The sequence below is a fragment of the Paenibacillus sp. J22R67 genome, from assembly GCF_059692175.1.
This window is the reverse complement of sequence record NZ_JCAUAX010000007.1, coordinates 20,248-43,273: the sequence shown is the minus strand read 5'-3', so window position 1 is coordinate 43,273 and position 23,026 is coordinate 20,248. Positions and strand designations below refer to the sequence as shown.

The following is a 23,026-nucleotide window of genomic DNA, read 5'->3' as shown; positions in this document are numbered from 1 at the left end:
CGTTCACCCGCCTTTGTTCGTTATCGTTAACAATTCATTCAATCGTTTGCGATACGTGTGATCCTTCAGCGTCCGCGCCAATCCTCGCAAAGCGATATGCTGCCGCTCTTCTTCATGCGTTAAATAGTACTCAATTTTCTGGATAAGCTCCTGTGGGGAACTGAAAGTGTCGAGTTCTTCCCCAGGTTTATAGAAATTTGTCAGCTCGTCACGGACATCCGTTAACTGCAAGGTCCCGGACCCTGTAATATCAAAAAGCCGTGGATTAGGCGAGAAAGCGGGGATTTGCCTGCTGTTGCTGTTATGGGATTTGTCATCGGTAGCCCGGTGAAGATTGATCACGATTTTGGCCCCATGGTAATACTTCATCGTATCTTGCGGGCTCAACCAGTAGCCTTGAATTTTGGAGGACAACTTGTTATAAGAACTTAGCCGATCCCACCAATAGCCGTTAATCATGACATCCTTGTCTTGCAGATAGTCAGCCATTTCATCGATGAATGCGACTCTATTCCAGAAAGCCGTGCCAATGAAACAAATATCCTTGCGAAAATTCGTAGGCACATAGTCCAGCTTAACCGCATCTGGATTAATGCCGAACGGCAAATAATGCACATTCTGGCAGCCAAGCAGCTTGTAAGGCTCAACACAGCTCTTCTCTAATGTGAATACATAATCAAAGTGCGGGACGAGTCCCGTCGATTGATCCGAGTGATAGGGGTCATCCGGCAGCCAGATTGCCGTGCGAATGCCATGCGCCCGAATCGCTTGCACCACATCTCCCGGCAATGATTGACCAATAGCATCGAGCACGAGCACCAAATCGGGTCTTGTCTCCGCCGCAATTTGAACAAGTGGATCAGCTGGATTGACGACAATGACTTCTCTCACCATATCTCGCAGACTGCCCTCGATACCTTCATCCATCGCCGTATAAGGCAGTCCGTTAGCCCTAACGAACATCACTTTCAGATCCCAAAGAATGCCACGCTCCTGCGGGATGTCCCGCATCAAACTTTGGCAGCGTCCCATGTGAAAGCCATGTGACCAGCCTTTTCCATACCCCTGGTCACTTCCCATACGCCACTCTTCCAGGTAGCGAGACCGAGGAGCCGGCTGCTTCCTCACTTTCACGACTCTGCGCACACGTTTCCGCTGACTCTTCAGCGTTCTGAGCGGTAGTTTCTTCGCTCTTACGGCTCTTAAAGCGCTCATTCCATCTCACCTCCACGGATAACGACATATCCTTTGCGCTGCAAATACTGCTCCAAGGCGCTTTGCCAGCTTCTCATCGGATAAATACGATTCAATTTGTTGTTGTCCAGCACACTGTATAGCGGTCTGCGCACTTTGGCCGCATATGCGCTGTTCATAATCGGTATTGTCTCGCAGGTGATGCCGCATATCGCGAACGTCTGGACCGCCAGCTCATACCAGCTGCAGGCACCTTCACCGGAGCAGTGATACACACCGTACGCGGTTATCTCTTGTTCGAGGAAGGCCCTCACGGTTTCAGCGACATCTTGTGTGTGCGTCGGTGACATGATGACATCCTGAACAACCGAGATGGGGTTCCCTTGCTTCGAAAGTCTAATCATGGTCTCTACGAAATTGCCGCCCTTCCCGCTGGCCCCAGCTTCGCCAAACAACGAAGATACACGAAAAATAAAATAGGTATCCAAGTAAGCTGCAATGGCTTCTTCTCCTGCTGCTTTGCTGCTGCCGTAAGCATTCAGAGGACTCACCCGATCTTCTTCCGTATATGGCGCTTGCTTGCTGCCGTCAAACACATAATCCGTGCTGAAATGAATGAAAAGCGAGCCATTCTGTTTGCAATAAGTCGCCATGCGCAGAACAGCGATAGAGTTAATGCGGAGGGCCTTCAGCGGGTCGGCTTCACACTGTTCGGTGTTATGAAACGCCGTGCAGTTAATGAGCACGTCAATGCGGCCAAGCTTTTCAAGAATGGGGATAATGGTTTCCGTATTCTCCACATCCAGCATATCCCGCGTAATCGGGACGACCTCGAACTGGCTGTTTTCTTTCAATACCCGATGGATATCGGAGCCTAGCTGACCTTTGGCGCCTAGCAGCGCAATGCGTTTCATTACTCACTCGTTCCTTGAATATCCAAAATACCGCCATACAGCGTGGCTTCCTTAATAATCTTGTGCCATTTGATAAGCTCGCTGTACCAGTCCAGCGTAATCGTTTGATCCATGCTCGGCACTTCGCCTGCAGCCAAAGCATTGTATATCTCCAGCGCCCCCTGAGCAGCCGTCCATTTGCCCTGCCATCCTAAGGCTTTCTCGATTTTGTCAAAACTAACGCGGTAAGAACGGTGATCTGGTGCTCCATACCAAGCAATAGTTACAGGCTTAGGAATTACTCCGGTAATTTCTTGTGCCAATTGACCAAGCTGATAATTGTTACTGTCCGAACCAACGTTGAATATTTCACCATTAATAACCTTCGGGTCAGCTTCCAGCAGCAAACACATGACATCCGTTGTGTCCTGAACATGAACGAACGGTCTCCACTGAGAACCGTCTCTCATTAAGGGAATAACCCCATTCTGATAAGCGCCTAATGCCATGCCATTAATGGCCAAATCGAAGCGAATTCGGGGGGAATGGCCGTAGACGGTGGCCTGCCGAATGACAACGACGGTGAAAGCAGCATCAGCCAATGGAAGCACGCCGTGTTCCGCCATTTCGTTTGCTTTGGCATACGTCGTGAGCGGATTCGTTGGAGAAGTTTCATCGACGATGACATCTGGCGCCTGAAAGCCGTATAAGCTGCAGGAAGACGGGAGAATATATCGTTTCACGCCAAGTTTCTTCGCCTTATGTGCCGTGCTCACACGGGAAATATGATTAATTTGGTGCGTTGCTTCCTGAAACAATTCACCGCTCGGATCATTGGAGATCGCAACTAAGTCAATGACGGCATAAACGTCAGCAAAGGCTTCCTCCTTCAGACGGCGGGAGTCCTCCTTGATCGTTATCAGATTCGGATGCTGCGGGAGCTTATCGATACCGAAGAAAAAGCGGTCAACGGCCTTCACAGCATAGCCTTTATCCAGCAGCTTCGGTACCAGCACACTGCCGATGTAGCCGCCTGCTCCCGTCACCATAATGGTTTTCATGATAAGTCCCCTCCATAAACAAAGTTATTGTCCGCCAGCGCAAGAGTAGGCTGTTGACGATCCCTATCCGACAAGATCGGATTCGATACAGGCCAATCGATACCAAGGTCAGGATCGTTCCACGCGATGCCTCGGTCATGCTCAGGGGAATAATAATCATCCACTTTGTACAGCAGCTGCGTATTCGGAACCAAAGTGCATGCGCCATGGGCAAAGCCCTTCGGAACTAAGATTTGCCGTTTGTTTTCCGCGCTTAAGATAACCCCGACCCACTGTCCATAAGTTGCGGAACCTTTGCGGATATCAACGACAACGTCATAAACCGCACCGGATACAACGCGAACGAGTTTCGTTAGCGCTTTCGGCGCCAATTGGTAGTGCAGGCCTCGAAGAACGCCCGATTCTGCGGAAAGGGAATGATTATCTTGAATAAAGGCATGATGAATGCCCTCGCCAGCTAACGTTTGTTGGTTGTAACTTTCCATAAAAAAACCGCGATGATCACCATGCGCTTTCGGTTCGAGCACCAAGACCCCCGGCAGCTTGGTCGAAATCACTTTCATGAAAGGGCTCCTCCTCGTTGTTTCATAATATGATCCACGACATAAGCAGCAAAAGGCATCGAACACGTAAATGCTGGTGAGACCGCATTGAGCACATGCATCGAGCGTTTGTCGCCTTCGATCACAAAGTCTTGAACAAGCTCCAAGGTCTCGACATTGAGCAGCTGCGCTCTAATTCCCGGTCTAAGAAAATGTCCGAAGCCCTTCGGGTCGATTTCCCTTACCATCCCCATCCCTAGCCCGACGAAATAGGATTTGATATATTTGCGCATTTCCTGAAAGGCTAAGCGTCTAAAGTTAAACGAATTGGTGATAAACAGCTTCAGCTCAAAGCCGACAATTTGCAGGAATTCCTTCAGGTTAAAGCCCTGTACGCCTTGGTAATTTTCCCGCCAAAAAGCCGGCATCGCCGTAGGCCCGATCTTAATGCTGCCATCCACTGTTTTGGTATAATGAACCCCGAGAAACGGGTTTTTCAAATTGGGAACGGGATAGATGTTCGTGACGACATCTGTTTTGTTTTTCGTATATTTCAAGTAAATGCCTTTGAACGGAATGATCGTATATTTCTCGCCGAATCCGAAATCATGCGCAATGCTGTCCGCATAAAGTCCGGCGCAATTGATCAAATAGTTAAACTTGAAGGTGCCTGAGCTCGTAAAAAGGAGATCTCCCCGATACTTGCGATATTTCGTTAGGAAATGAAACTCTACGCCGTTCTCTATATTTTCGCGCTTCAAGGTTCTACAAACCTCTACGGGATCAACCGACGCCGTTGTTGGTGAATACAGTGCTTTCCGGTATGTCTTCGCATTCGGATCAATGGAAGCAATCTCTTGCTCATTCATCCAAATGAGCTGTACGCCATTGATGTCTGCCCGCAGCTTCAGCTCTTCCAAGCCAGCTAACTCTGTCTCATCTTTGGCGACGACTAGCTTGCCGCATTCATTCAGCTGCAGGCCATTGAGCTTACAGTAAGCTCGCATAGCCTGGTTGCCTTCTTTCGTGAATTTCGCTTTCAAGCTGTTGGCTGAATAATAGAAGCCGGCGTGCAGCACTCCGCTGTTGCGTCCACTTGCATGTGCAGCCACATCGGACTCTTTTTCCAATATACAAATGGACACTCCCGGCTCTCTTTTCTTCAACTCACGGGCAATCGTTAAGCCAATAATCCCCGCTCCGATGATGATGTAATCATACTTCCTCACTTGTCATCACCGGCGCCGGGCTTAGGTGCTGCAGACTCTATATGCGGATACTCGCGCAGCTTATCGGATGCTTCAAACCAAGAAGGAAACGTGCCGGCGTCGATCCACCACCCTGTCAGCAGGTGATAGCTGAGCTTACCTTGCATCGCATATAAGTTATTCACATCGGTAATCTCCATCTCGCCACGCGCAGAAGGCTCCACCGTCTTAATTAAGTCGAATACAGTAGCATCGTACAAATAAATGCCTGTGACGCAATACGAGGATTGCGGATGCTCGGGCTTTTCTTCAATCCGCTTGATCAGCTCGCCTTCCATGACCGGAACCCCGTATCGTCTAGCGTCCTCCACTTCCTTCAAAAACACTTTGGCTCCTTCTGACTGAGCTTCAAATTGCTTCACATACCCAGCCAGCGAATCCTCGAACAGGTTATCGCCAAGCAGCACAAGCAGCTTCTCCCCTGGATGCACGAAGTTCTGCGCAAGCTCCAGAGCATCAGCAATACCGCCAGCCTCTTCCTGTATTTTGTAAGAAATGTTAACGCCCCACTCCTTCCCGCTACCCAAGAAATCCGTATAGAGGGAAACAGAATGCTTACCCGTGATCAGAAGGATATCGGTGATTCCCGCTGCTCTCAGCTTCTCAATCCCATAATAAATCATAGGATATTTACCGACGGGTAGAAGATGTTTGTTAATCATTTTCGTCAAGGGTCGCAGACGTGTGCCTGTTCCCCCTGCTAGAATGACTCCCTTCATAGCAACGACATCCTTTCCTCTTGCTTTCTCAAAACAATGCTTGGGGATCGACGCCCCACTTTTCTATAAAGAGCTTGCGCGAACGTTCCACAATGGCTTGCAGCTGACTTTCGCTTTTCTTGCCGAAGCTGGCGCTGCCATGATGGAAGATAAAGGTGTCCTCGGTCAGCATCAGCTTGTAGCCAGCTTTCCTTGCGCGATAGCAGTAATCGTCATCCTCGTAATGACCCGGACTGAACTGTTCATCCAGGTAACCGATCTTATCCATCACTTCTCGCTTGAATAAGAAGCAGAAGCCGATCAAACGCTTCACTTCCGTGTATTTCCCTTTATTTCCCACGTTGAATTTCAGGATCATATCCGACATATTCGTGTATGGCTCTTTCATTTGTTGGATCCCGCTGGCATAGTTGGTCATCGGACCTACGATCCCAATATCGTGTCGGTGATACAAACAGGTGAGCATGTGATCCAACCAATTTGGCGTAAGCAGGACGTCATTATTCAGCAAAAGTATGGTGCTGCCCCTAGCCAGCTTCATACCCGCATTACAGGCTGCAGGAAAACCTCGGTTTTCGGAGAAGGACACGAAGGGAATCTGCTCACGAACCAAATCATCCAGCGTCCCGTCGGTAGAGGCATTGTCGACCACAATAATTTCATAGGGGATCCGTGTATGCTCTCGGATCGAATAAATGCAATCTAGAAGCAGTTGTCTTTCGTTAAAGGATGGGATGATGATACTTGTGCTATTCATATGGATCCCCCCGCCAGTGCAGTTCGCGTACGAAGAACATCCCTAAACTCAAGTCTTCTTCCATGTTCATGAAGCAGCATATGGAGGGCTTCCAAATGATCGCCTACAATCAGATTAGAAACCGGATTCGTGGTCCCCGTGTTCAAGCGGGTAGGTTTGTTGGCAGTGACTACATCGATGCTTGTCGGTGCGCAAATACGCAATCCATAACGGATTGCCTTCGCCTGCGCTTTAGGAGGTACCATTAACGCTGCGCTGCCGATGATCTGAAGCGCTTTGCGGGAAAGCATGTGGGGAATCGCCGTCATGGAGTTCGCATTAAGCTCTGGTCGACCCTGAACACGGTTTACGAATTGTTTGACCATCGAGACGCCATCGCGATGCGTGAAGAAACCGAGATAGGGGGAAATATCGTTCAAAGCAATATCCCATCCTTGGTCGATGGCTCGAATGAAGGGCAGCAGTTCCTCGGTTTGAACAGGGATATCACCATCCAAGAACAACACCATGTCTGCTGAAGTGAGCTTGGCGCCAATAGACCTGCCAACATCATGACCAACCAGATTCGGATAATGAACGATGGTTGCATGAGGACACTGCTTAGCGATATGAACGCTGTTATCGGTTGATCCGTTAATGACGACAATGATTTCCTTAATCGGTAATCGTTCCAGCGCATTCAGCACGCGCGCAATCGTCTTTTCTTCATTAGATACCGTAATGACTGCTCCTATGGATTGCCTTGTCGGAACAAGTACGAGATTCGGAACCGGAATCCCCTGCTTCTCGCTATAGCCTTCAAGAAACGCCCGGGAGACATGAAGATACTGCCCCGTCGAAATAGTCCCAATTTCCCTTGATGTATAGAAGGAGTACCAGAGGGAGTTTATATACGAGCTTGGGTCCATTCCCTCTATCAAAGGATGATCCGTGGCATAGCGGGCGCCAATTGCGTGTACTCTTCTTCTTAATGCTACCAAGGACATAGACACCGTTCTCGTAGGTCTGGAGGACCTGCGCATACGGCGTACGGGGATGACCGTTCTCACTTTTGGCCTTTGTTTCACTCGCTTCTTCACTGGTTTATTCAACAGCTTCACCCCACAAAGGTTCGGTCCCTTGTTAAATCCGTTAGCTGACCACGCTCATTCGTCTGTTCATGCAGCCAATTCAGGGCTTCGAGGTGATCTCCAAGAATAAGATTTTGCAGCGGGTCCACCTTAAATTTTCTTCGTTTTCGAGGATTTGTCCGTCCCACATTTACGTTATATACCTTGTGGAGCGTGAGTCCCTTAACACTTGCTATCGTTTGAGCGAGTGGCGGCACAGCTAAATTAGCAGCTTGGATCTCGTTCAGTGCCTTACGACTAATGGCGTGCGGGATTGTCGTCATCGAAGCTCCTCGCAAGTCTGGCCGGGAGAGAGCCACGTTAAGCGCGTGTTTGGCTAGCACAACAGGATGTACATCTATCTTCTCTGTTTTGCCAGAGTAGCTGTTAAGCGCGACATCAACCCCACGATGCACCGCTTGCACAAAGGGCCGCAAATCTTTGGCTGCAATCACCATATCCGCATCAATGAACAGGATGGTGCTCCCTTTCGCATGACTCGCGCCAATACCTCGGGGGACATCATGACCTAATGATTCCTTAAATGAAATAACCCGTGCCCCCATCTGGCGGGCGATTCGCTCTGTCTCATCGTAGGAGCCATTGACGACCACAATGACTTCTGTAGCTGGATGCACCAATCGGGCTTGACGAATGACGGACGCGATTGTTTTCCTTTCGTTCATTGCAGGGATGACGACAGATACTTTTGGCGATTCATGATTTGAAATGGGCTTGAAAACAGGCCTCGTTCTCCTCCTGGGTATTAACAACTTTCGCTGCCCACGCTTTTTCATGTCCACACCCTCCCACTGTGATGTGCATTCGTTTTCGTACCCATTGTATGTTTATCCATCCCGATGGACACGGCATCCGTTTAAGCCCGTATCATCTCTAGCTCAAAATAGGACATCTATCACAGATCGCCTTCCTTTTCAAGGCAACTGGATCATGTACGTTCGACCTGCTTTTATAGTATGACTGCCTTGGGACAGATTCATATGCACTTACCTAGCTTGGCTAGAAATTGGCTAATGACTACTACCGTTTAGTGAAAGCGCTTATAGAAAAAAGCAAATCAGGGTCACTTGTTGGCTTAAATAAAAAAAGCCCCATCCTCTTCTATTCCTTCGAAGAAGTGGGGGGCTTGCGCTTACCTTGATGAACGCCGGTATTCGCGTTCAACCATGGTTGTCTTGGAGTTCCTTTTTGTTTCACACGAATCGGCAATCCTATGATTTTCCTTGTCAAAATCCATTGATAACCCACAATAGATGCCAGATTATCAGCGATTTGACCAGCTATCTGCGGCGAACTCTCTACCGAATCGGCGACACTCTCTATGATTCGTGCCAAGGCCCGCTGGCTCCTTGCGAGTGATTCTAGTATATCCAGCTTAATCTGCTGCTCTCTTTCATTTATCTTCATTTGGTATAGTCGAGGCCCGAACCTCCGAACAAATCATCCAAACCGCCACCAGCACTGCCGCCAAGGCTGGAATTATCTTCTTCCACAATGAGAACGCCCAGGTTTTTGGCGAAAGCTACCTCCATCTTGGTAATTCCATCAATGACTTCGATGAGTTGTTCATGAATATCTACCGCTTGTTTCACATGTTCGGCATTGCTTTCGTACGCAGCTGTAGACAGGTGCTGGCATATCCAGTTGCGTGATTTCTCGGCATGCAGCGCCTTAGCTTCTAGAATGAGAGCTACATTATATTGAATTTTGGCGGTAGCATCCAGGTAAGATAAGTAACTATCCGTTCTGCTCAATGTCTCCACTCCCTGCCCCTCATTTATTCATCACCGGGCTGTTCTTTCATGGCCTTCACAATCGGCGAAAGATTATCCGCGATGGCATCCTCTAAATCAGCAAGACTGTTTAAATAGCTGGTTAACCCTTTGGTAATACTCAGGGAATGTTCCATTAATGCTTCGATTTCTCCAAATGAAGGATTCTGGTCAGGGATTTCACTAACCATCTTCGCCATATGAGCAATCACCTCGCGTTTGGCTTCCAGAGTACGAGCCAACTCGTGCTGCGACTTCGCCATATGCTCCAGAATCGAAGTAATCTGATCCTGCATGTTTATTTCCCTCCTCGTGCGCTTAGGCTTTCCCATTTAGCATATGCGGCATAGGTTGAAGTGGGAATACCGTCGGGGTGATATGCTAAATACTTGTGCAAAGTGCATATAAGAAATAAGCTCCTTCCTAGAGGGAGCTTTTAGCCAATTGTGGTACCTTAGCTGGAATATACAGATATATCTATTAATCAAAAGAACGCGCTGTATTTCTGGTATTGTCAAAGCACTTTCATAATTTTTATAAAATCCATAATCCCTTTCATTCCCTAATATTTTCTGTAATAAAATTCAAAATGTATTTATTATTAAGTATTCAGTTGTTTTTCAATTGGTGCAGGCTTACAGGGACTTCAACCTACACACAACTTGATTATGCTGCATAAAATGAATGACTGAAACGAGACTAACAGAAGAGACGGGGTTACTAAATAGTGAATTCAGAACGCATGGTAGTACAGACCGAGTAGGGCCTAACCGCTAATGAACCTAGCAAAGATGTATCGAACTAAAATAACTTTTCCCAAATATGATGTTCTTTTTTATGGATTATCATGTCTATGACTATCTTTTTGATTATGAAATTTCCATATCCGCTTATTATATCGAGAGTAAACATCACTTAAGCCAATTCTTTCAGAAACGTCTTCTATTTATTATCCATCAGTTACCACAACATATAGCAACAGCTGATATGAATAACTCAAAGTTTATAGCTATTTCTGACATTCAAAAAAACTAAGCAGAAGTTAAATCATAAGGTGGTGTGTGCCGCAATGGATATGACTCCTACTCACATACATGAGCTGATCCAAAAAAGATTGGTCATTATCGTGATTGCTCACGAAAACGAACAGGCATTGGCAGCACAGGTCGAAAATATCCATTTTTTTAACCCTGAGGCCGGCATTCTTCTCTACAACGGCGGACACAATCCCGATTTTGGAAAAAACGTGAACATTTGGTCCTTTCCGCACAGCCACCCCTTAAAAGCTGGAATTATCGCGCCAGCTATGTGGGAAATCATGAAATGGCTAGAGGAAATTGACGCCGGCTATGAATATCTCATGTCGCTGGATCATGATGTTTTGTTCGTTAAGTACGGTTTTCAGCCCTTCTTAGATGAGGTGATGGCCGAGTCCGACAGTATGGGCTGGAGGCTGGAAAACAATCGGGATCATGCCTTCTCCCTCCCTGTAAGAAACATGATGAACGAATGGCATTTATGGCAGCCTGTCTTTCGGACAGACGGCTTTCTGACTTACTTTAATCCCGGCCAGGTCTACAGGCATGATATTGTCAAACGTATGCTCGCTCATGTGGACCATGCCACCGTAGATCACCTGCTCAGCCTATCAGAAGCTGCTGCCCTAGAAGAAGTTTTTTTCGTCACACTGGCTATGGCCTGTGGTGGCAGGGTCCGGGAATACCCCGAGGGAACCAAGTATAACGACATGGTCCGCTGGGGTGAGAATATCACATTCGAGAGCGTTCAGCAGCATCGAGATCATCCTTATTTCTATTGGATCCATCCAGTAAAAGGGGATAAACTGCTAGAGATGAATCAGCAATTGCTCCCTAGACCTGAACCAATTGCAAGTGTCCTACCCGCTACTCGCCCTGCTGCTCTAAGAAGAAGAAAAAGAATCAGGCGCAAGAAGCTTCTGAAGCGAGCCCTTCCTCGAAGACGCATCAAGCGGCGCAAGATCACGTCCGGACTACGCAGCCGGAAGAAAATAATAAAGCTGGCCAAAAAGCAGCTGCGTCCCAAAACGGTGACAAAGCAAAAAGCGGCAAAACCAAAAAAGAGGACGAAGATGGGATAGTCTCCCGCTCCGTCCTCTTGCCTATTTATCCACCCATTCAATCCCGATTGTCAATTTATTTGCTCCCAGATCGCGCTTATGACTCACTTTAAATTCCATATCCTTATCCGGCAAGGTGATTTGTTTGCCTCGAATAACAAGGTTGTCTGCCGTTATTTGATCAGCAATTTTTCTTAGCAGTTCAGCAAACTGCAAACCACGACCGACAAATTCCTCTTCTGACCTCATCATGATCCCTCCTTAAAATCCCTTGATCAGCTTCTTAAGAACAGGCAGCTTCTCCATTTCGAATAAAACAATCTTCTGCAGCTTTTTTTCGTCCCCTGGCTCGCCTTTTTTGAAAGGTGATTTGACATAGCCATAGTACTTATGCGGAAAAAGCAAATCAATATAAAGCACCTGCATTTGCTCAGGTGTAAATGGAAGAATAGCTTCATAATAGCTCATGCACCGTTTCAGCTCATCAGCATCCCAGCGTCCGAGTTCTTCCATGCGCTTCGTTAGGAGCTTCCGGATATCACGCAGAGGAATATCGTACGTCAAATTATCCAAGTCCAGCACACACACGCCTCGATCCGTCGCAATCGCGTTCCCTTTACCGTAATCCTGATGACACATGTAACCGTATTTGCCGATGTCGGCCACCCAGTCCGCATAGCAGGACGCTTCCAGAAGCTTGATGGCATGGCTTGCCATCTGAATCATAGCATCGCCAGTCTTCACATAAGAGAGATGAAAAGGTGTTTTCCCCTTCATAGCTTGGGCTTTCCACTGCTTAAGTTCCTCGCACATACCGCTAAAATGACTGGGCCATACCCCCATCCGGTCATAGATCTCACAATCGTCAGGGGGGATAAATCCTACGGTGTCCTTATGGAATTGAGCGAGACCCTTCAAACCCGTATAGAGATGTTCCGGAACCCGATCCATCTCCAAATCGCTTCCTTGGACCCAAGCATAGAGAACCAATGCATAGCCCTCATGGACAAAATGCAGCTGGCCATCCTTCGTTGGGAGAATTCCTGCAACAATAGCTCCTTTTTGAAAAAGATATGCTTGCGCTGCTGTCGTGAATTTGACGATCGGAATCGACTTACGTATCCGTTTCAAGCAAACGGTTCCTACAGAAGTCTCCATCTTCCATATCGTTTTTATGCCACCGCTTTGAATAACCTGGATGTGTTTAATCACTATCTGTGGATAACTTTCAGCCATGAGACGTTTCCCCAAATTGAGTTCTTCCTGACTAGGAACCACGTTTAACCACCTCATCGAGACGGGAGATGAACGATTTCAGAACCGTATTTTTACTCTGCTCGGTACTGATCATATCTTTTAATCGGACGATATGTTTGTCGACGGTCCATTGGTCCTCGCGATTTTCATAATATTTGGACACTTGTCCATAGAATAAATGGGGGAACTGAATATCGGCTGCTAGAATCATATATTGTTCCTTCGTTAAGGGATTGACCTGCTGGTAAAACTTCATCATTTTGAGCATCATGGGAAGATTCCAACTGGCATCCTTCTTCATGACTTTGTTTAATATTTTCCTCATATCGCGTACAGGCAAATCTACCGTCAGTGAGTCCATATCATATACGTAGAGCTTTCCATCTTTACCTACAACCAAATTACCCGCTGCAAAATCTTGATGACACAGTGTTTTGGTAATCTCCGTTTCCTTCACCCACTGTTCAAAATACGGTTGGTCCAGCGTCGTAAGCGCTGCTTGCGCTTGCTGCATGAAGGTATCTACATTCGCTAGAAATACACGGTCAAATTCATTTTTATTTTTAACCTGTTGTCGCTGTTCTTTCCAGGCCTTCAGGCGCTCCGTTCTTGTTTGCAAATCTGATTTCCATTTCGTCAACAGGTAGGAAGGGTAGAAACCATTGGGAGATTCGATCCCCCTTGATGCTCGGTGAAAGGCCGCCATTCCTTTTAGCATGAGGGATAAATCGCTATCATTGTTATATTCCGGTGAGCGTCCGTATACGGTTTCAAAAATGACGAAATATTCACCATTTAACTTCACATAACCTTGGCCTGAGTTAGTTTTGAGCACGCCGGGCGTGTTAACGCCATTGGATTTGAGATAGTTAATGGCATGGAGCATGAAATCAATATGAGTTTCATCGAATGGAACCTTTTTCATGATCCATTCACCCATGTCGGTTTGGATGGACCAGACTGCTTTTTTCCCCTTAAAGGATAAGAGGTAAATGTTTTTAACCTTCAAAGGATAGTGCGTCATAACCTTCTTCACTACGTCCGAAAAAGTAGTATCCATGCTGACACCTCCGTAGATGTATGGCCTCAAGTTCACTTTCTTTTATCTGTGGCATATAGGCTTTCAAGCCGCATAGCCGCATGCTCGAAACCAAAGTTTCCTTCTACAACCGCTCTGCCTGCCTTTCCTAGTCGCAGCGCTTCGGCAGGATTGGACAACAGAAATGTAATCGCCTTTACGAATGCCCCTGGATTGCTATAATCTTCGATCACAATACCGTTTGCATTCTGTTTGATAATTTCAGCATTCCCTCCGCGATTGGTAGTAATGATCGGAAGTCCTGCACCCATCGCCTCAAAATGAACCCTGGCTAACGGCTCCTGCCACTGGGAAGAGCAAACGAAAATATCGCCAAGCAAATAGTGGACAGGAATCTCGCTCGGTGGAACAAAACCTGTAAAGATGACCCGATCCCCAAGCGATTTGGCTAGCACGCGAAGGCTTGCTCCGTACTCATCCAACTGCTCATTATGGAACCACTTGCTTCCAATAATGACCAGAACGACATCTTTATGGGTTTTACTTATCTGCTCGACAGCTTTAATCAGAACGTCAGGGCCTTTCGTTTTACTTAATCGGCCCACGAACAAGATGACCTTTTTATTATCGACTCCAAATTTTTTACGGAGTTCCTTCCGAAGATCCTGCGCTTCAGGTGTCCAGATCGGCTTATAATGCTGTAAATTAATACCTGAATATACCGTCCTCACTTTTCCCTTGGCCGAAGGGAAACGGCTGGTAATCGTTTGGCCGATATAATTGGAGATCGACATAATCTTATCGACCGTTCGGATAACGGAACGCCCCATTTCGGGCGTAATTTTTCCTTCTCGGAACATCTCGTTATGACAGCTGACAAAAAAACGCGAGCGCGGCATGGCTTCTTTATAGACAGGTACATTTTTCGGACGGTTAAACACATGGATGACATCATACTTTTGGTTGTTAGCGCGCTGTTTGCTCAGCTCCTTGGCAACGCCGTTCACATAATCCTCGCGTGGAATCCGTATATATTTGACTCCGTCAACCACTTCCCGATTGGGAAGGTCGGGGTCCGTAATGCAGAAAATCGTGAGATCATGCCTACTGCCAATATGGGGGGTGATGCCATTGATTAAAATTTGAATGGCGCCACCCCTAATAGGCGGAACGGTAAGCATTTCAGTGCAAATGAATGCAATCTTCATCTTTACCACTCCAATCGGTATTTCTTAATGGAGGTTTTGTTCCTCGTGATTACGCCACACTTTTAGATTTACGCGCAACCTTCTTGCCAAATCTGCTCCACATTGTCGATTGGGTCATAGCCCAGCCTCCTCCTGGAGCTTGAGCAGGAGCTGAAAGTTTCTTCATGCCTGGATTAACCTGAATACGCTTCTTCACTCTTATGGGCTTCTTAGGAATGACAGCCTTCATTCTCTTCGTCTTCTTAGGAATGACAGCCTTCATTCTCTTCGTCTTCTTAGGAATGACAGCCTCTATTCTCTTCGTCTTATTAGGAATGACCGTCTTTACTCTTTTCTTCAGGAACGGTTTTTTATTGTTTAACACTCTCTTTTTCTTGCCTGCTGCTTTTTTCAGTATCGGCTTTTTCCTTGGAAGCAGCCTTTTCTTAGAGACAGCGGGCTTCCTCCGCACCCGTGGACGCTGCACATGCACCGCCGAACTCGGCTGCGGATGCGGCTGTGGCTGCGGCTGTGGCTGTGGCGGATTCGGATCCACATAAGGAATATCTCCAGCCATCAGTTGATTGTGCAGGTGCAGGAGCCGATCCCCTTTGACAGGATGGATTGTATGATACATGTAATGATGCATGGCAGCGTGCGCTTCATTCTGCTCAATTTCGCGCTCATGCCGCATGACATTCAACCGCTCATCACGTGGAAATTCACGGCATTTCCCACCTAGTGCTGCAGCGAAGGTGACAAAGAAAAATTCCTCCAACGCCACAACTTGGCTCTCAGAAAGCCATTGATCAACCAAGGAGACATCCGCAGCTTTAAGCATTTTCTTAACAATGCCACGCCGGTAAACCTGTGTTGGATTAAAATAGCGGACGAAGTGATCGGTTTGGAACAAAGAACCCCAACGACACCATTCTTCCCACATCGACTGCTTATTCATGTTGTCTGCATCACGTACGCTGCGACTGGTTTGCATATCCCATCCCATGCAGTCGTAACCTCGCATCGTTTGATCCAGATAACCCTCAAAGCCAGGCTTTACGAAGAGCATATCATCATCAAGATTCACCAAATATTCGTAGTCCACCTGGTGCTCATCGAGCCACTTCATTACGTCCCACAGAAAGGGAGCCAAGTGCCCCCAAGTCAAGTGGCGGCTGTACTCGCAGATGGCCGCATTCATACCTTTCCCGAATTGGCTGTCTTCGCCTCCGTTATAGAGAACAATGCCTGCTTCCGGGTTGAATTTACGAATATTTTCAATCTGTGCGGCCAGAACATGCTCATCTTTGTGAGCCAGCAGCGCGAACATGACGCGTTTGCTCTTCGGCTTGCCGCCATAATGGGTCATTCGGAAGTTAACGGCTGCATCATATTCGGCTGTGATTCGGTACAAATCGTCCCATTGAGAACCTGATATATTTTTATAAAGTTCGCCGCCTCCGACACGTCTAGTATGTTTGACAGCGACCTCATCGATAATGGCTAATTTCTGATGCGGATAACCCAGTACCTTAGGCCAAACAAAATCAAGGCCCCATCCCGACTCACTCTTTTCAAACGTAGGCAGCAGCTTCTTGAATGTCTCTCTGGTATAAAGGGGAACCATCGGTTCGATAAACTGGGAATATCGTAAAGAATAATTGCTATTTTGCAGCGTGATCCCATGCCCATAATAGGAGTCCCGTGTTAAGCTCGGCTGTGCCAGCTCTAGACCCTGCTCCATGAAGATCTCGAACATGCGATGAATGTCGTGTGCATTCGCGCTTATATCATCATCCGGCATCCAGATCGCATCATAGTGGTAGATTCCATCCCCAAAGGCTTCGATCGTATCCTTCACCGTAGGCCATTTCAACCCTGGGATTTCATGATAGAAGTCGCAATCATTCACATACCTTTGTGGCGTATTACCGAAATAACTAAGACAAAGATCGAAGTTTTTATACTCCGCAGGCTGCAACCATTGCTGATGGATAGAGGTATCGCCCACTCTGCCGATTACAAGAAACCTCTTGTCACCTTTGACTTCAAATCGCGTCATTTCGCTCGCTCCTTTTTAAGCCAATCGTTATTTCCTTTCAATAAACCTGATATAGTCCAAGATAGGCTGTCTCAAATCTTCTCGCTGCACAGCCATATCAAGAATTGCTTTCACGTAACCAAGATGATCCCCAACGTCATGCCAGACACCATTAATTTCACATGCGTGAACCGCCTCTTGCTCATTCAGCCTCGAAATCGCATCGGTCAGCTGGATTTCTTGCCCGACACCCGGCTCCTGCCCCTCCAAAATATCGAAAATAGCGGGAGTCAAAATATATCGGCCAATCATCGCGAGATTAGATGGAGCCTCCTGAGGTTTTGGCTTCTCCACAAGCTTCGTAATATTGTAGAAACGATCGAACAACAACTGCGCATCGATGATGCCATAGCTCGAAACATCCTTCGGATTGACAGGCTGCACACCGATAATTGATGTTTTGTATCGGTCGAAATAGTCCATCATCTGCTTCAAGCAGGGAACATCGGACTGTACGAATGTATCGCCAAGCAGTACGGCGAACGGTTCATCATTAATAAACTTTCTAGCGCACCAAATGGCGTGGCCTAATCCCTTCGGCTCTTTTTGGCGAATATAGTGGATATCGATCAGTTGAGCTGGCTCCTGCACCTTTTCCAGCATTCTCAACTTCCCTTTTTGCTGCAAATGGTATTCTAGCTCAAAGGCGTTGTCGAAGTGATCCTCCAGCGCGCGCTTGCCTTTGCCAGTCACAATGATGATATCCTCAATGCCTGAAGCAACCGCTTCCTCCACGATAAATTGAATCGTAGGTTTATCAATGATCGGCAGCAACTCTTTTGGCATCGCTTTGGTCGCCGGTAAGAACCGGGTGCCCAGACCTGCTGCAGGAATTATTGCTTTCCGAACTTTCATAATGATCATCATCCTTCTGTGTGAATTGGGATAGGATGAACGATCACTTCATCCTACCGATGCTTTGATAGACGAATCCCTCATCTTTCATCATGGAGGGATCGAATAAATTCCTTCCGTCAAACAGGACTGGCTGTTTCAGCAAACTCTTGATACGGCCAAGATCCGCCGATCGATATTGCTTCCACTCCGTAAATATCAACAGGGCATCCGCATCCATTAATGCTTGATAGAGACCTGTGAAATACGTGATATTCTCCTCGCCTAAAGACTGGTAGGCATTCTGCAGAGCAACCGGGTCGTGAACTTGAATCTGGACCCCACGCTTCCTTAACTGCTCGATGGTCTCGATGGACGGCGCTTCACGAATATCATCGGTTTCCGGCTTGAAGGATAATCCCCATACGGCCAACCTCAGTCCCTTCAAATCTTCACCAAAATGGCTTACAACCATCTCAAACAGCTTTTTCTTCTGCTTATGGTTGACTTTATCAACGGCTTCTAAGATATGCGTTGGAATGTTTCGCTCCGTGGCGCTTTGGATAATAGCCCGTACATCCTTAGGGAAACAAGAGCCCCCGTAGCCAACCCCAGCTGATAAAAAGTAACTGCCAATTCGATGATCGAGCTCCATCCCTTGACGCACCCGTTCAATATCTGCGCCGACAGCTTCGCAAATTTCAGCCATTTCATTCATAAAGCTTATCCGTGTGGCTAACATGGCATTGGAAGCATATTTGGCAAGCTCAGCAGAGGCAATATCCATATGGATGATTGGAAATCCCTTGCTCGTAAGCGGCAAATACAACTTCTCCATATAAGCAAGAGCTCTGGGGTTACTACTGCCGACAACAATTCGATTAGGGTTCAAGAAATCATTGACTGCAGCGCCTTCTCTTAAAAATTCCGGATTCGACACAATATCGAATTCCAAATCCATGCGCCCTCGTTTCTTTAGCTGCTCTTCAATGATGCCCCGTATGCGCTCACTGCTGCCAATAGGTACCGTTGATTTGGTAATCACGATGGCATAATCTCGGATACTTGCGCCAATCTGCTCTACAGCCTTCATCACATAAGTAAGATCGGCAGACCCGTCCTCAGCCGGCGGGGTTCCTACAGCGATGAAAATGAATTGGCTTTGTGTAACAGATTCGCTAATATCAAGCGAAAAGCTTAACCGACTCTCTAGCACGTTTCGTTCAACCAGCCGCTCCAATCCAGGTTCGTAAATGGGTAATTGTCCGTTCTGCAAAGCGGATACTTTGGCAGGATTATTATCCACGCAAATCACTTGATGCCCCATTTCCGCCAAACATGCCCCAACCACGAGTCCTACATAACCAGTTCCAATCATGCAAATCTTCATGGCCGCTCTCCCTTGTTGTGTAGAGTTCATTGACGCTAACCGCAAGTGCGGGTAGACATTAATCACTGTCATCTTAAAGTGTATGCGCCTTGTCTTACTACAAACTCGGACGGATAACCAAACCCTAGGAAAAATCAACTCTTACCCACCTCAGTAAGCTTTATTCTGCTTTTCGGGACAAACGTACAATCCACCCTTTCCTTCCGGTAATACAAATATCTAGACGGGTAAAAACCAGTGTGTATGAAGGAGGATTACGCTTGGAAAGAATCCATATCGTCGTGGCTACCAACAACAAGTACGTGAAACATTTAGCGGTGATGCTTACTTCTTTATTCGAACATAGATCAACGAGTCGACCCATCTCCCTTTATGTGATCGACGGCAATCTATCTAGCGAGAACAAGCAGAAGCTTCATAATGCCTTGAAATCATTCCAAGTGGAACTTGCTTTTTTAACGGTGGAGGACTCTCTCTTTCAGGATGTTGTCGTTCGTTATCATTTGAGCAAAGAAACCTACTATCGGATCGCCATTCCAGCTCTCTTGCCGAAGGACGTCCGCAAAGCGCTTTATTTGGATTGTGATCTCATTGTGAAAGCGGATATTGCCAACCTGTGGGATGTAAACATTGATAAATATCATCTCGGCGCTGTGCAAATCCCCGGTAAAGTGCTTCGTTTCGAAGAACTTTCCATCCCGGAAAGTTCTGGTTATTTTAACGCCGGCGTGCTGCTCCTTAACTTAAAAAAGTGGAGAGATAACCATACGTCGGAGAAAGTTCTACATTATATGAGAAAAAATCCGGAGAAGCTAAAATTCATGGATCAGGACGCTTTAAACGCTGTTTTGCACGAGAAATGGTTGAAGCTGGATCCCAAGTGGAACTATCAAGTGCACCGTTCCCATAACCAGCGTTTCGAGCCCGCCATCATTCATTACACAACCGATAAAAAACCGTGGAACAGCTGGCACAATCCCAAGTTCAAAGATGAGTATCTCAAATATGCGAAAAAAACCAATTGGAAGCTAGACTAGCAGCGCAGCCCAACGTTCAGGAGGTTGAGTCATGAAAACAGATTGGTTAATCATTGGCGCAGGATTTACAGGCGCAACGCTAGCAGAGCGAATTGCCTCCCAACTGGGAGAGAAGGTCCTGATTGTCGATAAAAGAGATCATATCGGTGGTAATTCCTATGACTGCTACGACGAACACGGCATACTTATTCATAAGTATGGCTCACATACGTTCCATACGAACTCAAGTATGGTTTGGAATTACCTCTCCTTGTTCACCCCGTGGCGCCCTTACTTTCATGAAGTACGCGTGGTTATTGACGGCAAGAAGGTGCCTGTCCCTTTTAATCTCAACTCCATCTATGCCTTATTCCCTCCCAAATATGCAGAAAAGCTGGAAGCGCTGCTGATTGACCATTTCGGTTATGGCGTTAAAGTGCCAATCTTGAAGCTTCGCCAAAGCGCGAACGGTGAATTAAGTGACTTGGCTGATTTTATTTATCAAAACGTATTCTACAAATACACGCTGAAGCACTGGGAGTTAGATCCCGAACAGCTCGCACCGTCGGTGACTGCAAGAGTTCCTGTCTACATCTCACGGGATAACCGTTATTTCCAAGATACCTATCAAGGACTCCCCAAACACGGCTATACACCTATGTTCAACAAAATGCTCAACCATCCGAACATTAAGACGCTGCTGAATACCGACTACAAAGAGCTCATTGGCGAAATAACGTACAAAAGGATGATCTATACAGGCCCGATTGATGAATACTTCGACTATATGCACGGACAGCTTCCTTACCGCAGTATGCGCTTTGAATTTGATACGCTGGATAAGGATTATCATCAAGAAGTCGGGACAGTCAACTATCCGCATGAATACGACTACACGCGGGTTCTGGAGCAGAAGCATCTCACTGGCCAGCAGTCTCCCAAAACAACCATTTCTTACGTATATCCTGAAACCTATACCATAGGAAAAAATGAACCTTATTATCCGATTCCGCGCGATGAAAACAAAGATCTCTACAAGCTGTACCAAGCAGAAGCCGACAAAATCAAGGATAAGGTGCTGTTTGCGGGAAGATTGGCCGATTACAAATACTACAATATGGATCAGGCCGTAGCACGTGCGTTGACACTATTCAACAATGAGATTCAGAAATAACGCATAGGCAGGAGGCTGCATTCATGATTTGTATGGCATTGTTAGCCCACGAGGATGAACAAGCATTGCGCAATCAAATTCGAAATATTCGTAAATATAATCCCCAGGACGTCCAAATCGTCTTCTACAACGGCGGACAGGATGCGAATTTCGGTAAAAAGGTTTGCGAAGACGAGAAGGTCATGTACTGCCCTTACAGCCGTCCTTTGAAGCAGCGTACCAGCGGTCGATTTTTCTATGATGTCATGAGGTTTCTTGAGGATAAAAAGATTTCTTATGAATACCTGGTCTATTTGGAATATGACATCATGTTTGTCAATACAGGCTTTCGCGAGTATGTGTTAAGTAAAATGGAAGGTTACGACTGCCTGGTTAAAATACTCCGTAAAGAGGTCAATCCGAAGAATGCCTCGTGGCCTCCTGCCAGAGACATGTGGAAGGACTGGGAACGGTGGAAGAAGATTTTCCAGTCAGATTCCTTCTACCGAACTTCCTCGCCGATGTCCGTTTTCCGTCATGGCATTATTAAGCAAATGCTCGCAGGACTGGATAAGAAGCGCCTAGAGCATCTGTTTGACACATCGAACATTCCTTGTTTAGGTGAAATGCTATACATTACATTAGTCAAAAAATACGGTGGAAAATGTAAACTTTACGGGGATAACACCAAACGGTTTCTTAGGTTCCGACCCTCTATTACACGGAAGGAAATCAAAGAAGCGAAAAGACGGCCTGACGTTATGTTCGTTCACCCCGTGAAGGATGCCGATGTTCGTGAATGGATTTTTAATCAACCCTAGGAGGCTGGAACATGCTCTGTTTTGCACTATTAGCGCATGCCGATGAAAACGCCCTCTACAAACAAATTCGAAACATTCGCAGATATAATCCGAATAACGTACTCATTGTTTTGTACAACGGCGGACAGGATGCAAACTTCGGCAAAGCCCTTTGCAAAAAAATGAAAGTCATGTACTGCCCGTACAGCAGGCCTTTGCAGAAGGGAAAGACGGGACGTTTCTATTATGACGTCATGAGATGGCTAGAGGAGAAGAACGTCAACTACGACTACCTAGTCTACACCGAATATGATGTGATGTTCGTCAATTACGGATTTGAACGAATGGTTGAAAATGAACTTAGGGACCACGACTGCCTGGTGAAATTGATCCGCCACGAGAAGGATCGGAAGCGCAACTGGTGGATTCCCGGCAAAACGATGTGGAAGGAATGGAATCGCTGGAAGCCCTTCTTCCAGTCGGACGATTTCTATGGAACCTTTAATCCGATGCAAGTGTATAGGCGTTCCATCCTTAAGCGGATGTTGGCCATAATCGATACGCCTATGCTGGAAGGGCTGTTTAGCGCTACGAATGTGTACGCCTTAGGCGAGATGCTCTATATTACGTTGGCCAAAAAGTGCGGCGGCCGCTTAAAGGCTTACCCTAAGCCGAGTGTAGAGTACCTGCGCGTATACCATCGCATTCGTCTGGAGGACGCCAAGCAGGCCAGTCATAAGTCAGAGGTCATGTTCGTGCATCCGGTCAAGGACACTGAAGTTCGCGACTGGATTTTTAACCTTAAAAAATAAAGG

The 23,026-nt window shown here is 46.8% G+C and carries 24 protein-coding genes and 1 pseudogene; 6 read left to right on the top strand and 19 right to left on the bottom strand.

The genetic code is table 11. The features are described from left to right. Positions 1-3 precede the first annotated feature (3 nt). The 12 genes from AC58VC_RS24370 to AC58VC_RS24315 all read right to left on the bottom strand — a co-directional run bounded on the left by AC58VC_RS24370 (position 4) and on the right by AC58VC_RS24315 (position 9,632). Positions 4-1,215, bottom strand: coding sequence for a CgeB family protein (locus AC58VC_RS24370; protein WP_497372218.1), 1,212 nt, complete (start codon positions 1,213-1,215; stop codon positions 4-6). Next, positions 1,212-2,108, bottom strand: coding sequence for a dTDP-4-dehydrorhamnose reductase (gene rfbD, locus AC58VC_RS24365; protein WP_497372216.1), 897 nt, complete (start codon positions 2,106-2,108; stop codon positions 1,212-1,214). The genes AC58VC_RS24370 and rfbD overlap by 4 nt, the downstream gene beginning before the upstream one ends. Next, positions 2,108-3,148 carry an NAD-dependent epimerase/dehydratase family protein gene (locus AC58VC_RS24360; RefSeq protein WP_497372214.1) on the bottom strand — a complete coding sequence of 347 codons (1,041 nt, stop codon included), beginning with the start codon at positions 3,146-3,148 and terminating at the stop codon, positions 2,108-2,110. Before AC58VC_RS24360 ends, rfbD begins: the two co-directional genes overlap by 1 nt. After that, on the bottom strand, positions 3,145-3,711 hold the full coding sequence (gene rfbC / locus AC58VC_RS24355; protein ID WP_497372212.1) for a dTDP-4-dehydrorhamnose 3,5-epimerase: 567 nt from the start codon (positions 3,709-3,711) through the stop codon (positions 3,145-3,147). The genes AC58VC_RS24360 and rfbC overlap by 4 nt, the downstream gene beginning before the upstream one ends. Beyond that, complete coding sequence (gene lhgD / locus AC58VC_RS24350) at positions 3,708-4,919, bottom strand: L-2-hydroxyglutarate dehydrogenase (RefSeq protein ID WP_497372210.1); 1,212 nt, start codon at positions 4,917-4,919, stop codon at positions 3,708-3,710. Before lhgD ends, rfbC begins: the two co-directional genes overlap by 4 nt. Then, positions 4,916-5,677, bottom strand: a complete 762-nt coding sequence (locus AC58VC_RS24345) for a sugar phosphate nucleotidyltransferase (protein WP_497372208.1) — start codon at positions 5,675-5,677, stop codon at positions 4,916-4,918. Before AC58VC_RS24345 ends, lhgD begins: the two co-directional genes overlap by 4 nt. Positions 5,678-5,705: 28 nt before the next feature. Continuing rightward, positions 5,706-6,434: a glycosyltransferase family 2 protein gene (locus AC58VC_RS24340; RefSeq protein WP_497372206.1), complete on the bottom strand. Its 729-nt coding sequence runs from the start codon at positions 6,432-6,434 to the stop codon at positions 5,706-5,708. After that, positions 6,431-7,525: a glycosyltransferase family 2 protein gene (locus tag AC58VC_RS24335; protein WP_497372204.1), complete on the bottom strand. Its 1,095-nt coding sequence runs from the start codon at positions 7,523-7,525 to the stop codon at positions 6,431-6,433. The genes AC58VC_RS24340 and AC58VC_RS24335 overlap by 4 nt, the downstream gene beginning before the upstream one ends. Before the next feature lie 5 nt (positions 7,526-7,530). Continuing rightward, positions 7,531-8,340, bottom strand: a complete 810-nt coding sequence (locus tag AC58VC_RS24330; protein ID WP_497372202.1) for a glycosyltransferase family 2 protein — start codon at positions 8,338-8,340, stop codon at positions 7,531-7,533. Between the two features lie 325 nt (positions 8,341-8,665). Then, positions 8,666-8,971 (bottom strand): hypothetical protein, encoded by a 306-nt coding sequence (locus AC58VC_RS24325; RefSeq protein WP_497372200.1) that lies wholly within the window; start codon positions 8,969-8,971, stop codon positions 8,666-8,668. Then, entirely contained in the window at positions 8,968-9,318 is a 351-nt protein-coding gene (locus tag AC58VC_RS24320) for an alpha-helical endospore appendage domain-containing protein (protein WP_497372198.1), read from the bottom strand. The genes AC58VC_RS24325 and AC58VC_RS24320 overlap by 4 nt, the downstream gene beginning before the upstream one ends. Before the next feature lie 23 nt (positions 9,319-9,341). Further along, positions 9,342-9,632, bottom strand: a complete 291-nt coding sequence (locus AC58VC_RS24315) for a hypothetical protein (RefSeq protein ID WP_161410297.1) — start codon at positions 9,630-9,632, stop codon at positions 9,342-9,344. Between the two features lie 453 nt (positions 9,633-10,085). Here AC58VC_RS24315 and AC58VC_RS24310 point away from each other — a divergent pair. Next, positions 10,086-10,371 (top strand): annotated as a pseudogene (locus AC58VC_RS24310) (glycosyl transferase); the annotation flags it as partial. A 34-nt stretch (positions 10,372-10,405) separates the two neighbouring features. Beyond that, complete coding sequence (locus tag AC58VC_RS24305; RefSeq protein WP_497372196.1) at positions 10,406-11,455, top strand: hypothetical protein; 1,050 nt, start codon at positions 10,406-10,408, stop codon at positions 11,453-11,455. 21 nt (positions 11,456-11,476) lie between these two features. Here the strand turns inward: AC58VC_RS24305 and AC58VC_RS24300 are convergent, their stop codons facing one another. From AC58VC_RS24300 to AC58VC_RS24270, 7 genes are read right to left on the bottom strand one after another with little or no spacing between them, the layout of a single operon-like run. Next, positions 11,477-11,683 carry an amphi-Trp domain-containing protein gene (locus tag AC58VC_RS24300; RefSeq protein WP_497372194.1) on the bottom strand — a complete coding sequence of 69 codons (207 nt, stop codon included), beginning with the start codon at positions 11,681-11,683 and terminating at the stop codon, positions 11,477-11,479. 12 nt (positions 11,684-11,695) lie between these two features. Next, positions 11,696-12,712, bottom strand: a complete 1,017-nt coding sequence (locus AC58VC_RS24295; protein ID WP_497372192.1) for a CotS family spore coat protein — start codon at positions 12,710-12,712, stop codon at positions 11,696-11,698. Further along, on the bottom strand, positions 12,702-13,751 hold the full coding sequence (locus AC58VC_RS24290) for a CotS family spore coat protein (protein ID WP_497372190.1): 1,050 nt from the start codon (positions 13,749-13,751) through the stop codon (positions 12,702-12,704). Before AC58VC_RS24290 ends, AC58VC_RS24295 begins: the two co-directional genes overlap by 11 nt. Positions 13,752-13,783: 32 nt before the next feature. Then, the gene (locus AC58VC_RS24285; protein WP_497372188.1) at positions 13,784-14,938 is read right to left on the bottom strand and encodes a glycosyltransferase family 4 protein; all 1,155 of its coding nucleotides are present in this window, start codon (positions 14,936-14,938) and stop codon (positions 13,784-13,786) included. Positions 14,939-14,987: 49 nt separating this feature from the next. Next, complete coding sequence (locus AC58VC_RS24280) at positions 14,988-16,979, bottom strand: DUF707 domain-containing protein (protein WP_497372186.1); 1,992 nt, start codon at positions 16,977-16,979, stop codon at positions 14,988-14,990. 27 nt (positions 16,980-17,006) lie between these two features. Continuing rightward, positions 17,007-17,873: a UTP--glucose-1-phosphate uridylyltransferase GalU gene (gene galU, locus AC58VC_RS24275; protein WP_497372184.1), complete on the bottom strand. Its 867-nt coding sequence runs from the start codon at positions 17,871-17,873 to the stop codon at positions 17,007-17,009. Between the two features lie 43 nt (positions 17,874-17,916). Next, positions 17,917-19,242 carry a UDP-glucose dehydrogenase family protein gene (locus tag AC58VC_RS24270; RefSeq protein WP_497372182.1) on the bottom strand — a complete coding sequence of 442 codons (1,326 nt, stop codon included), beginning with the start codon at positions 19,240-19,242 and terminating at the stop codon, positions 17,917-17,919. A 260-nt stretch (positions 19,243-19,502) separates the two neighbouring features. On the opposite strand from AC58VC_RS24270, the gene AC58VC_RS24265 reads away from it, so the two are divergent. From AC58VC_RS24265 to AC58VC_RS24250, 4 genes are read left to right on the top strand one after another with little or no spacing between them, the layout of a single operon-like run. Continuing rightward, entirely contained in the window at positions 19,503-20,279 is a 777-nt protein-coding gene (locus AC58VC_RS24265) for a glycosyltransferase family 8 protein (RefSeq protein ID WP_497372180.1), read from the top strand. Positions 20,280-20,310: 31 nt separating this feature from the next. Further along, a complete protein-coding gene (glf, locus tag AC58VC_RS24260) occupies positions 20,311-21,432 on the top strand; it encodes a UDP-galactopyranose mutase (protein WP_497372178.1) in 1,122 nt (373 codons plus the stop codon). 23 nt (positions 21,433-21,455) lie between these two features. After that, on the top strand, positions 21,456-22,232 hold the full coding sequence (locus AC58VC_RS24255; RefSeq protein ID WP_497372176.1) for a hypothetical protein: 777 nt from the start codon (positions 21,456-21,458) through the stop codon (positions 22,230-22,232). Between the two features lie 11 nt (positions 22,233-22,243). Next, on the top strand, positions 22,244-23,023 hold the full coding sequence (locus AC58VC_RS24250; protein ID WP_497372174.1) for a hypothetical protein: 780 nt from the start codon (positions 22,244-22,246) through the stop codon (positions 23,021-23,023). The last annotated feature ends 3 nt before the right edge of the window (positions 23,024-23,026 follow it).